Genomic DNA, 12,296 nt, shown 5'->3' on the forward strand with positions numbered 1-12,296 from the left:
GGGGAAATGCTTTTACTATCGGGTAGAATTGCGCAGGCGGCAGGCTTGTTCGCCGCGACACTAGTATTGTCCGCTTGTAGCGAGGAAAACACATACGTACCGCCCCCTCCGCCCAAGATCGACGTGGCGCTTCCATTGAAGCAGAGCGTGACCCCATATCTCGAGGCTACCGGCAGTGCCGCGGCGGTGAACACGACGCCCCTGGTTGCGCGCGTCTCGGGCTTCATCCAGGAAATCGATTACAAGGACGGCGACGAGGTCAAGGCCGGCGCCCGGCTGTTCCTGATCGAGCCCGATTCCTACCAGCTGGCGCTCGAGCAATCCGAGGCCGGGCAGGGTTCATCCGATGCCGCCGCCAAGCAGTCCGGTGCTGACCTAAAGCGGCAGCAGGAGCTGCTGTCCCAGAAAATCATCTCGCAATCGACCGCCGACCAGGCCGCCGCGGCAGCAGACGTCGACATCGCCAAGCAGAAGCAGAGCGCGGTCGACGTCAAGCAGGCTCAACTCAATCTGAGCTACACCGAGGTCAAGGCGCCGTTCGCGGGCACCGTCACCTCCCGCCAGGTATCGATGGGGCAGCTTGTCGGCGCCGGCAGCGCCACCACCCTGGCGACCATCGTTCAGACCGCACCCATCTACGTCAATTTCAATATCTCGGAGCAGGATGTGCTGCGCATTCGCACCGCCATGGCGAAGCGTGGAATGACCGCGCAGGATCTCAAGAAAATACCGGTCGAGGTCGGCTTGCAGAGCGAGACGGGTTATCCCCACGCGGGAACGCTGGACTACGCCGCGCCAGAGGTTACCGCTGCCACCGGCACGCTAGCGGTCCGCGCAGTGCTCCCCAATGAAGGCCGGGAACTGCTGCCTGGCTATTTCGTGCGTGTGCGCGTGCCGTTGGGCGTAGAGCCGGACATGCTGCTCGTTCCCGACCGGGCGATCGGTAGCGACCAGAAGGGTCGCTACGTGCTCGTCGCCGGAAAGGACGACGTGGTCGAACAGCGTCCGGTTGAGATCGGCCAACTGGTCGGCGCGTTGCGTGTGATCACCAAGGGTATCGGGGCGGACGACCGCGTCCTGGTCTCCGGCCTGTTGACGGCAGTCCCTGGCCAGAAGATCGAACCGCAAGAAAAGAAACTGGAAGCAGTCGCCACGGACGGCGCAGCGCAATGATCTCCAAATTCTTCATCGAGCGGCCGGTCCTGGCGAACGTAATCGCCATCCTCATGGTCGTCATAGGCGTCATCTCGCTCTTTGCCCTGCCGGTGGCGCAGTATCCCGACGTGGTGCCGCCTACCGTTTCGGTGACGACGCGCTATCCGGGAGCGAGCGCGCGTGCGGTGATCGACACGGTGGCGTTGCCGATCGAGCAGCAGGTTAACGGCGTCGAGGGCATGATCTACATGCAGTCCTATGCTGCATCGGATGGCACCTACAATCTCACCGTCACGTTCGCGATCGGCACCGATCTCGACCAGGCGCAAGTGCGTGTGCAGAACCGTGTGTCCTCAGCCCTGGCGACGCTGCCGCAAGCGGTGCAGGTGCAAGGCGTCACCGTTCAGCAGAAGTCGACCTCGATCCTCGAGATCGTCACGCTGACTTCACCGAACGGGGAATATGACAGCCTTTATCTCGCCAACTACGCGACCATCCGGCTCAAGGATGAGCTCTCCCGAATACCGGGGGTCGGCAATGTCAATGTGTTCGGCGCCGGCCAGTATTCCATGCGTGTCTGGCTTGATCCCGAGAAGATGCAGGCGCGCGGCCTTACCACGCAGGACGTCGTCCAGGCGCTGGGGCAGCAGAGCGAGCAGGTCACCGCAGGCCAGGTCGGCGCGCCGCCGGCGCCCGACGGCCAGTCCTTCCAGTACACGATCGAAGTGTCCAGCCGCCTTGACGATCCCGGCCAGTTCGGCACCGTGATCGTCAAGACCGGCGCCAATGGCGACATGACGCGCGTGCGCGACGTCGGCCGAGTCGAGCTCGGCGCCCAGACCTATGGGCAGTTCTTCAATCTCGACGGCCAGCCGGCTGCGGGCATGGCCGTTTTCCTGTCGCCGGGCGCCAATGCGCTCGATGTGGCCGGCAAGGTCGAGGCCAGGATGAAGGACCTGTCACGCGAGTTTCCGCAAGGCCTGGCATACTCGATCCCCTTCAACACCACGATTTTCGTCAGCCAGGCGATCCACGAGGTCTACAAGACGCTGATCGAAGCCGCCGTCCTGGTGCTCATCGTCATCCTGCTTTTCCTGCAGGACTGGCGGGCGATGCTGGTGCCGGCAACGACCGTTCCGGTGACGATCATCGGGGCGTTCGCGGCGATGGCCGCGCTCGGCTTTTCGGTCAACCTGTCGACCCTGTTCGCCATCGTGCTTGCCATCGGCATCGTCGTCGACGACGCCATCGTCGTGGTCGAGGGCGCCACTCACAATATGGAGCGCGGCATGTCGGGCCACGACGCGGCCATTGCCGCCATGAACGCCCTCTTCGGGCCGATCATCGGCATCACCTTGGTGCTGATGGCGGTGTTCCTCCCGGCTGCGTTCCTGCCCGGCCTCACGGGGCAAATGTATGCGCAATTCGCACTGGTGATTGCGGCAACTGCCATAATCAGCGCCATCAACGCGGCAACGCTCAAACCGACGCAGTGTGCGACATGGCTAAGGCGGCCGGTGCCGCCGGACCAGCGCAATGTCTTCTGTCGCGGCTTCAACGCGGTCTACCAGCGCCTGGAGAACCGTTATGCCGGCCTGATCGGTGCCATGGTGCGTCACAGCACGGTGATGGGCATCATCGCGCTGCTGATCATCGGGGCGGCAGGCTATGGCATATCGCGCGTGGCCACCGGCTTCATCCCGATCGAGGACCAGGGCTACCTGCTTGCTTCGGTTCAACTGCCCGACGGCGCCGCACTTGGCCGTACACAGGAGACGCTGCAACAGGTTTCGAAGCTCGCCAAGGCCACGCCGGGCGTCGACCAGGTCGTGACCATCGCGGGCATCTCGGCACTCGACAATAACTCGACGCTGGCAAACGCCGGCGTTGCCTACATCATCCTCAAGGACTGGAGCTTGCGCGGCAAGGGCGAGGATCTTGCCTCGCTCTACGCAACGCTCAACAAGAATCTGTCCGACATGGGTGACGGAACTGTACTGGTGCTGCCTCCACCGCCGATCCAGGGCATCGGCAACGCCGCCGGCTTCACCATGCAGGTCGAGCTGCGTGACGGCAGTTTCGACCTCGCCAAGCTGCAAGGAGCAGTCGAGGCAATAACCAGGACCGCTCAGACGCAGTCAGGTATCCAGCGCGTATCGGCGCCGTTCCGGGCCAACGTCCCGCAATACACGGTCGAAATCGACCGCGAGAAGGTGCAAACCCTGGGGCTGACCACGGACCAGGTCTTCCAGACGCTCGCCGGTTATCTGGGCTCGACTTATGTCAGTCAGTTCAACAAGTTCGGGCGGGTGTTCCAGATCTATGTGCAGGGCGATGCGCAATTTCGCCTGACGCCCGAGAATATCGCCCGCCTGAGCGTGCGCAACCAGAGCGGCGACATGATCCCGCTCGGGACATTGCTGACAGTCACGCCAAGCGTCGGCCCATCACTGATCAGCCTCTATAACCTCTATCCCTCGGCATCGATCATCGGTGTGCAGGCACATGGCTTCTCGTCGGGCGACGCGATCAAACTGATGGAAGGGGTTGCGGCCGACACATTGCCGCCCGGCACCGGCTTCGACTGGACGGCGCTGTCCTTCCAGGAAAAGCTTGTCGGCAGCCAGATCTATTTGGTGTTCGGCATGGCGCTGCTCTTGGTCTATCTGGTGCTGGCAGGCCAATATGAGAGCTGGCTGGCCCCGATCTCGATCTTGCTCGCCGCGCCGCTGTCGCTGGTGGGTCCGGTCCTGGTTCTCAACGGCCTCGGCATCGACAACAATCTCTACGTGCAGATTGGCCTGATCCTGCTGATCGCGCTATCCGCCAAGAACGCCATCCTGATCGTCGAGGTCGCGCGCGAATTGCGCGCCGCCGGCAGACCGATAGTCGAAGCGGCGATCGAGGCGGCACGAGCGCGCTTCCGGCCCATCCTGATGACGTCCTTCGCGTTTATCCTTGGTGTCGCGCCGCTGGTGTTGGCGACAGGCGCCGGGGCCAGCGCGCGCAAGTCGATCGGCATCACGGTCTTTTCCGGCATGATCGCCTCGACCTGTCTCGCCGTTCTCTTCGTACCGTCCTTCTTCGTCATCCTGCAACGGTTCGAGGAATGGCGCGCCGCGCGAAAGACGAGGCGTGAGTACACACCTACACTTCCCGGGTAGCAGTACGATCTTATCGCGGTCTGTCACTGGTGCTGGCTCGGGTCCGTCATCGCAGATCTCAGCGGGGAGGCCGCGTTCGACCGGGTCATTGTGCCCGACATTGAGACAACGCCTCTGTTCTTCAAACGCGTAAGTACGAACGGGAGCCCGTTGCCCGCTCAGGCGGTCTTCGGCGTCACCAGCCCCAGTTCGTCAACCATCGCCTCGCGCATCAAAAACTTCTGCGGCTTGCCGGTCACCGTCATTGGCAATTCGGTGCGAAAGCGGATGTGGCGCGGGATCTTGTAATGGGCGATCTGGCCGGCGCAGAAGGCCTTGATCTCCTGCTCGGTGGCGATCTGGCTCGGCTTGAGCACAATCCAGGCGCAAAGCTCCTCGCCATATTTCGGGTCGGGAATGCCGAACACCTGCACTTCCTTGACCTTGGGATGGCGATAGAGGAACTCCTCGACCTCGCGCGGATAAACGTTCTCGCCGCCGCGGATGACCATATCCTTGACCCGGCCGACGATGTTGCAATAACCCTCGGCGTCGATGGTGGCGAGGTCGCCGGTGTGCATCCACCCGTCGGGATCGATCGCCTCGCGGGTTTTTTCCTCGTCGTCCCAATAGCCCTTCATCACCGAATAGCCGCGCGTGCAGAGTTCGCCCGGCGCGCCGACCGCAACGGTCGCGCCATCGGCATCGATCGCCTTGACCTCAACATGCGGGTGGACGCGGCCGACGGTCGAGACGCGCTTTTCCAGCGGGTCGTCGACGCTGCTCTGGAACGACACCGGGCTGGTCTCGGTCATGCCATAGGCGATTGTCACCTCCGCCATGTGCATCAGTGACACTACCTTCTTCATCACCTCGATCGGGCACGGCGAGCCGGCCATGATGCCGGTGCGCAGGCTGGTGAGATCGAAGGTGTCGAAATCCGGATGGTCGAGCAGGCCGACGAACATGGTCGGCACGCCATAGAGGCCGGTGCAGTGCTCGCCCGCCACCGCTCTCAGCGTGGCGCCGGCATCAAACCCCTCGCCCGGGAAAACCATTGTCGCGCCCTTGGTGACGCAGCCGATCGTGCCCATCGACATGCCGAAGCAGTGATAGAGCGGCACCGGGATGCACAGCCGGTCCTCGACGGTGAGCCTGATCGCCAAGGTGACGAAATTGCCGTTGTTGACGATGTTGTTGTGGGTCAGCGTCGCGCCCTTGGGCGCGCCTGTCGTGCCTGAGGTGAACTGGATGTTGATGGCATCGCCGGGTTTCAGCCCCTCGGAGATCCGGTCGAGGCTATCATGCTCGTCGCGCCCGCCCATCGCCAGCACGTCGGTGAAATTGAGCATGCCGGGCGAATGCTCCTCGCCCATGCGGATGACGATTTTAAGCGCCGGCAATTTTTTCGCATCGAGCTCGCCCGGTGTCGCCGTCGCGATCTCCGGCGCCAGCGTCTCGATCATGCCGAGATAGTCGGAGCTCTTGAATTTGACGGCCGTGACCAGCGCTCGGCAAGCGACCTTGTTCAGCGCATAGTCGAGTTCGGCCAGCCGATAAGCCGGGTTGATGTTGACCAGGATCAGGCCGATGCGGGCGGTGGCGAATTGCGTCACCAGCCACTCCCAGCGGTTCGGCGACCAGATGCCGACGCGGTCGCCTTTTGCCAGGCCGAGAGCCAGGAAGCCTGCGGCCAGCGCGTCCACCGTGTCTGAAAGTTCGCTCCAGGTGAAGCGCTTGTCCTGGTCGACGAAGACGGCGGCATCGAGCGTGCCGTATTTGCTGACTGTGTCCGAAAGCAGCGCCGGGATCGTTTGCTGCAGCAGCGGCACGGTGCGCTCGCCCGACACATGCGCCCTGCCGTCGACCGGCGCGACAAACGTGGCCCCATTGCCCGGGCGACGGCCGCGCAGGCTGGTGGCATTCTTCAACTCGTCGAGATTGATCGGCATCGCCGTCTCCTCCGCAGGCGACCCGAGTCTATCAGCCTGCCGGGGTGGTGGAAATCCCGTTGAGGGTACTGGAGCGCAATGCCTCCCCCTTGAGGGCAGAGTGCCTCGCGAAGCGAGGCGGGTGGGGTCGTCTCGCGTCGAGCACTGCCGCAACGACCCCACCCGTCCATCCGCCTTCGGCGGCTGTCCACCCTCCCCTCAAGGGGGAGGGAAGGCACCCATCTTCGCCGCGATGCCGCGCATGACAGCCTCGTCGGCCGCCGCACGCGGCTTCCGCGATGCAACCAGGCAGGCCTGCGAGCGCAGGATGACGCCGTCCGCCAAAATCTTCAGGTGATTGGCGCGCAGCGTCGAGCCTGACGTGGTGATGTCGACGACGACATCGGCCAAACCCGCCGCCGGCGCGCCTTCGGTGGCGCCGAGGCTCTCGACGATGCGATAGACCTGGATGCCGTGCTTTTGCGAAAAAAACTGCTGCGTCAGCCGCCAGTATTTTGTGGCTATCCTGAGCCGCCTGCCGTGGCGCTGGCGGAAATCGGCGGCGACATCGTCGAGGTCGGCCATCGTATCGACGTCGAGCCAGATGTCGGGCACCGCCACCACGACATCGGCATTGCCGAAACCGAGGCGGGCGACGATCTCAGCGCGCGCCGCCCAATCGGCGAGGCTTTCGCGCAACAGATCCTCGCCGGTGATGCCGAGGTCGACCGAGCCCTGGCCGATTTCGCCTGCGATTTCCGAGGCCGACAGGAACGCCACCTCGACCGCTTCCACGCCTTCGATGCGGGCGCGATACTTGCGCTCGTCGCCGGGCAGGCTGACGGCAAGCCCGGCCTTGGCCAGCACCTCCAGCGCCTGCTGCTTGAGCCGGCCCTTCGATGGAATCGCCAGCGTGATCATTGCGCCTTCTCCCGCAACGCTTCGATGCGGTCGAGCCAGACGGAAAAGCCGACGCCGGGGATCGGCGTTTTCGCGCCGAGCAACGTCAGCAGCCGGTCATAGCGGCCGCCGCCGGCCAGCGGCCGGTCACCGTTTTCCGCCGCGATCTCGAAGACCAGGCCCGTGTAGTAATCGAGCGGACGGCCAAAGGCGGCGTCGTAGCGGATTTTTGCCGTGGACAGGCCAAGCGCTTCGATCGCCTTGGCGCGAGCTGAAAAATTCTCCAGCGCCGCGCCCAGCGAAACGCCGGCGCCGGCTGCGAAGGTTTCGAGCGCTTTTGCCGCGCCGTCGAGCGTCACATCGATCGCCAGAAAATCCTTAAGCGCCGAAAATGCCTCGTTCGACAGCCTGACGCTGCGCAGCTCGGCCTTTTCGATCAAGCGCCGCGCAATCTCGGTCGGCGACCGTCCGGCCGACGCCGACAGACCCGCCTGTTCCATGCCGCCGGCGATGTGCGAGGAAAGCGCTTCCAGATTGCCGTCGAGGACAAGGGCTGCGACCGCGCCGGCAAGCTGGCCGTTGCGCGGCGGATTGGCGAGGTCGGCCAGCGCTGCCTCCAGCATCGCCGCCGAACCGAAGGCGCGGGCCAGCCGCATGCGCCAGCCGCGCGGCAGGCCGAGTGCGGCGAGCACCGCCTCGAAAACAGTCTGGTCGCCGAGCGTGATCGTTGGTTCCTGGCCCGGCAGCACCAGCGAAAGCAGCGCATGCGCATCGGCCAGCGATCGGGCATCGGCCTGTGCGATGTCGCCGTCGCCGAGATCCTCGATGCCGGCCTGGAAAAACTCGTTTCCGCCCTCGCGGCGCTGGCGAAACACCTCGCCGAGATAGGAATAGCGGCGCGGCGTGCCGGCTTGACTGGCAATGTGGTCGAGGCAGACCGGGATGGTGAACTCCGGCCGCAGGCAAAGCGTCTGTCCGGTCTCGCTTTCGGTGAGGAAAATACGCCGGCGCAAATCCTCGCCGGCCATATCGAGGAACGGGTCGGCCGGCTGCAGCACCGCCACCTCGACCGCATGCGTGTTGCGCGCGGCGAAGAGTTTTGTGATGTCTGATGCGATGGCGGGGTAGCGGGAGGTCATTGATCGGTTGGGTGCGAGGCACCCCCCTCTGGCCTGCCGGCCATCTCCCCCTCAAGGGGGGAGATTAGTCTCGTCGCAGCCTTCGCCCTATTTTCAAGGTTGAAAGGTAAGTGCCGGCGGTACGGCTGCCAATCTCCCCCCTTGAGGGGGAGATGGCCGGCAGGCCAGAGGGGGGTGTTCACGCGCCGCCCTTCGCACGGTCGGCCGCCTGTGCCGCCAGTATCTTTCTTACCTCGCCAACCAGATCGCTTTCCGCCACCGTCACCTGCGCCGGACGCGCGGAGCGCCATTCGGCGTTGCCCGCAATCTCCGCCGACATCCGGGCGCCCTCGATCAGGTCCTTGATCTGCACCTCGCCTTTCGCCCGCTCGTCGCCGCCCTGGATGATGGCGACCGGGCTGCCGCGGCGGTCGGCATATTTGAGCTGCGCCTTCATGCCGGCACCGCCGAGATACATTTCGGAACGGATGCCGGCGGCGCGCAGCTCGGCCACCATTTTCTGGTAGCGGCCGAGACTGTCCGTGTTCTTGTCCATGGTGAGCACGACGACCGGCGCGATCACGTCCGATGTATCGAGCTTGCCGAGGTTCTTCAGCGCCGTCATCAGCCTGGAGACGCCGATGGAAAAGCCGGTCGCCGGCACCGGCTCGCCGCGAAAGCGCGAGACGAGGCCATCATAGCGCCCGCCACCGCCGACCGAGCCGAAGCGGACGATTTTTCCCTCCTCGTTGGGAATTTCGGCCAGCAGTTCGGCTTCGTAGACCGGGCCGGTGTAATATTCGAGGCCGCGGACGACGGAGGGGTCTATGCGAATGCGGTCCGGACCATAGCCGGCAGCCAGGACAAGCGCTTCAATCTCTTTGAGTTCAGCAAATCCCGCTTCGGCCGTGGGGTTGGCCTCAAGTACTCTGTTCCATTTTCCTACATCGTTTTTGAGCCCAGCCTCGACGTGTTGGTTGTGAAGAACGACGGCGACAATGAACGCTGCTTGAACTTCGTCTAGCCCAGCCCCCTTTGTAAAATCCCCCTCGCCCTCTTTACCGCCGTCCCAGCGACCTTTGCCCAGCAAAAGCTTGACGCCTTCCGGTCCAAACTTGTCCAGCTTGTCGATCGCGCGCAGCACCTGCAACCGGCGCCCAGCATTCTCGTCGCCGCCAAGGCCGATCGCCTCCAGCACGCCGTCGAGCACCTTGCGATTGTTGACCCTAATGATGTAGTCGCCGCGCTTGATGCCGAGCGCTTCCATCACGTCGGCCATCATCATCGCCATTTCGGCGTCGGCCGCGACACCTGGCGTGCCGACGGTGTCGGCGTCGAACTGCATGAACTGGCGGAAGCGGCCAGGGCCGGGCTTTTCGTTGCGGAACACCCAGCCGGAGCGGTAGCTGCGATAGGGTTTCGGCAGGCGCTCAAAGTTTTCAGCGACAAAACGGGCCATCGGCGCGGTCAAATCGTAGCGCAGCGACAGCCACTGGTCGTCGTCGTCCTGGAAGGAGAACACACCCTCGTTCGGCCGATCCTGATCGGGCAGGAATTTGCCCAGCGCATCGGTGTATTCGATCAGCGGCTGGTCGACCGGCTCGAAGCCGTACAGCTCATAGACCGAGCGGATCGTCGCCATCATCTTCTCGACGGCACGGATATCCTCGGCGCCGCGATCGACAAGCCCGCGCGGCAGCCGCGCTTTCATCTTTTCCGATTTGTCGGCCATGGCATGGGTCTTTTCGCTAGGTAAAGCTGACTTGTTTCGAGTGGGCGTGTCCTAACCGATGGGGCTTGGCGCGGCAAGGGTTTGCTCCCTGCCTTCTCCCCGTGCGGGAGAAGCCAAGAAGCTGAAACAATTCCGCCATAAGCGCGGCATCGTGCCGACACAATCGCAGCCGATAAAGCGCGCCGAAACAAGGGGGTCGGGCCATGACCTTGGCGCGGAAATTCGACATCATCGACAGCCGCACCTGCGAACTGCCCGCCCAGTTGCGCCCGGCCGATCATCATGCACCGGGACCTGCAGCCCAAATGGCGGGACCGTTCGAGGTTGCCGCAGACAAGCGTACGGGGCCGACCATGGGCGATGCGCTGCTGACCAGCCTGCTCGTGATCTATCCGGCTTTTGCCACGATAGCGGCTATCGTTGCCGGGCTCTTTCTGGCGGGCGCCGGCGGCGCTTGAGTTTTTAAGCTCCCCCTTGCCTTCTCCCCGTGTGGGAGAAGGAAAAAGAAGGGAGCTACTTCGGCCTTTTGAACGCGTTGCGCTCCACCTCGACCTGCTCGCGGCAGACACAGCCTTCGAGATGGTCGTTGACCAGCCCCATGGCCTGCATGAAGGCGTAGACGGTCGTCGGGCCGACAAAGCTCCAGCCGCGTTTCTTCAGCTCCTTCGAAATCCGCACCGAGACTACCGTGGTCGGATTGGCGCGCAGATGGGCGAGATCGACGATTTCGGGCCGTTCGTCCGGGCCGGGTTCGAATTTCCAGAACCAGGCCGCCAGCGAGCCGGCCTCGTCGGCCAATTCACGCGCGCGCCTGGCGTTGTTGATGGTCGAGACGATCTTGCCGCGGTGACGAATGATGCCGGCATTGCCGAGCAGGCGCTCGACATCCTGTTCGGTGAAGGCGGCGATCCTGTCGATATCGAAGCCGGCGAACGCCTCGCGAAAATTCTCGCGCTTGCGCAATATGGTCAGCCAGGACAGGCCCGACTGAAAGCCTTCGAGGCAGATCTTTTCGAACAGCCTGCGGTCGTCGGCGACCGGCCGGCCCCATTCGTGATCGTGGTAGTGCAGATAATCCGGCAGATTGCCGTGCCAGAAGCAGCGCGCGATACCATCGGGTCCGGCGAGCAGGCCTGTCTTCTCATCCATGGCGGAATTCCATTGCTCAATGCGCCTCAGCGCTGCCTTTACCGCGGCTTTACCAGATTCCTGAACCGGCCGGTAACCACACCGAAAGCTTTACTGACAATGCAGCATTTTACGCATTCCGATTCACGTTTCGGTTGCTGCTCCGCGCCCAATGTTCGCGACATCGGGGACGCTTGTGCGCCCCGGCATGTTCGACGATCAGGGTGCGTTCCGATGAAGACATTTTTGTTCCCGCTGCTCGGCGCCGCAGCTGTGCTGGCCACTGCCGCTACATCCTCCAGCGCCAACGACCGCTATGCCGACAGGCCACCGGTGATGGTGAGCCCCGACCTTTCGGCGCCCTGGGTGCTGCAGCTTGGCCGCGCGCCAGGCATCGTCCGCCAGAACCGGCAAGAGGTGCAAAAGCCGCAGCGCCGTTCTCAGCGGCAGGCGCAACCGGCTCAGCTGCACACGGCGGCGGTGCAGGCGCCGTCAAAGAAGCGCATTATCGCGCGCCCGCAGATCAACCCGATCTATCTGCCGCAGGAAGTCGCCTATGACGGCCCGGAGAAGCCGGGCACGATCGTCATCGATACGCGGGAGAATTTTCTCTATCTGGTCGAGAACAACGGCAAGGCGCGGCGCTATGGCGTCGGCACCGGCAAGCCGGGCTTCGAATGGGCCGGCAAGCACAAGATCTCGCAGAAGAAGGTCTGGCCCGAATGGCGACCGCCGGCGCAGATGATCTCGCGCGAGGCCGCCAACGGCCGTTATCTGCCGACCTATGTCGCCGGCGGCGTCGAGAACCCGCTCGGCGCGCGCGCGCTTTATCTCGGTTCGACTCTCTACCGCATCCACGGCACCAACCAGCCATGGACGATCGGCGGCGCCGTGTCGTCGGGCTGCATTCGCATGCGCAACGAGGACGTCGTCGATCTCTATGAGCGGGTCGATGTTGGCACGACGGTTGTGGTGATGTAATCTGCGGTTGATTTTGTTGCCGAGTCTGTCAAGAAGTCTCGGGATCATCAGAATACGGGGGACGGGCCGTGTGGGGATACGGTCGGTCACGAAAGGGGGGCCCCGCCCAACCCCCCGGCCCGAGTTTTTTTGGGGGGCCCAAATATATTTTTTTTTTTTTTTATAGGGGTGGTGGATGCCCCCCCCCCCCAGGGGGTGGGGATATATG

At 63.6% G+C, this 12,296-nt stretch carries 9 protein-coding genes; 4 read left to right on the forward strand and 5 right to left on the reverse strand.

The genetic code is table 11. The features are described 5' to 3' along the window. Nucleotides 1-6: 6 nt before the first annotated feature. Together AC0L2K_RS27735 and AC0L2K_RS27740 are read left to right on the forward strand one after the other, a co-directional pair. Nucleotides 7-1,173 (forward strand): efflux RND transporter periplasmic adaptor subunit, encoded by a 1,167-nt coding sequence (locus AC0L2K_RS27735; RefSeq protein ID WP_473532892.1) that lies wholly within the window; start codon nucleotides 7-9, stop codon nucleotides 1,171-1,173. Next, entirely contained in the window at nucleotides 1,170-4,319 is a 3,150-nt protein-coding gene (locus tag AC0L2K_RS27740) for an efflux RND transporter permease subunit (RefSeq protein WP_473532893.1), read from the forward strand. Before AC0L2K_RS27735 ends, AC0L2K_RS27740 begins: the two co-directional genes overlap by 4 nt. Before the next feature lie 158 nt (nucleotides 4,320-4,477). On the opposite strand, the gene AC0L2K_RS27745 is transcribed toward AC0L2K_RS27740, so the two are convergent. The 4 genes from AC0L2K_RS27745 to hisS form a co-directional block, all read right to left on the reverse strand. Beyond that, complete coding sequence (locus AC0L2K_RS27745) at nucleotides 4,478-6,250, reverse strand: AMP-binding protein (RefSeq protein WP_473532894.1); 1,773 nt, start codon at nucleotides 6,248-6,250, stop codon at nucleotides 4,478-4,480. A 198-nt stretch (nucleotides 6,251-6,448) separates the two neighbouring features. Beyond that, entirely contained in the window at nucleotides 6,449-7,150 is a 702-nt protein-coding gene (gene hisG, locus AC0L2K_RS27750; RefSeq protein ID WP_023800357.1) for an ATP phosphoribosyltransferase, read from the reverse strand. Beyond that, nucleotides 7,147-8,268: an ATP phosphoribosyltransferase regulatory subunit gene (locus AC0L2K_RS27755; RefSeq protein WP_023800356.1), complete on the reverse strand. Its 1,122-nt coding sequence runs from the start codon at nucleotides 8,266-8,268 to the stop codon at nucleotides 7,147-7,149. The genes hisG and AC0L2K_RS27755 overlap by 4 nt, the downstream gene beginning before the upstream one ends. A 178-nt stretch (nucleotides 8,269-8,446) precedes the next feature. Then, on the reverse strand, nucleotides 8,447-9,979 hold the full coding sequence (gene hisS, locus AC0L2K_RS27760) for a histidine--tRNA ligase (RefSeq protein ID WP_473532895.1): 1,533 nt from the start codon (nucleotides 9,977-9,979) through the stop codon (nucleotides 8,447-8,449). A 203-nt stretch (nucleotides 9,980-10,182) separates the two neighbouring features. On the opposite strand from hisS, the gene AC0L2K_RS27765 reads away from it, so the two are divergent. Next, nucleotides 10,183-10,437: a hypothetical protein gene (locus tag AC0L2K_RS27765; protein WP_473481265.1), complete on the forward strand. Its 255-nt coding sequence runs from the start codon at nucleotides 10,183-10,185 to the stop codon at nucleotides 10,435-10,437. Nucleotides 10,438-10,492: 55 nt separating this feature from the next. Here AC0L2K_RS27765 and AC0L2K_RS27770 read toward each other — a convergent pair whose 3' ends face one another. Beyond that, entirely contained in the window at nucleotides 10,493-11,128 is a 636-nt protein-coding gene (locus AC0L2K_RS27770) for a DNA-3-methyladenine glycosylase I (RefSeq protein ID WP_128166177.1), read from the reverse strand. 213 nt (nucleotides 11,129-11,341) lie between these two features. Here AC0L2K_RS27770 and AC0L2K_RS27775 point away from each other — a divergent pair, with 213 nt between their 5' ends. Further along, a complete protein-coding gene (locus tag AC0L2K_RS27775; protein WP_128166175.1) occupies nucleotides 11,342-12,088 on the forward strand; it encodes a L,D-transpeptidase in 747 nt (248 codons plus the stop codon). Nucleotides 12,089-12,296: the final 208 nt, after the last annotated feature.

Source organism: Mesorhizobium sp. WSM4817 (assembly GCF_055811135.1).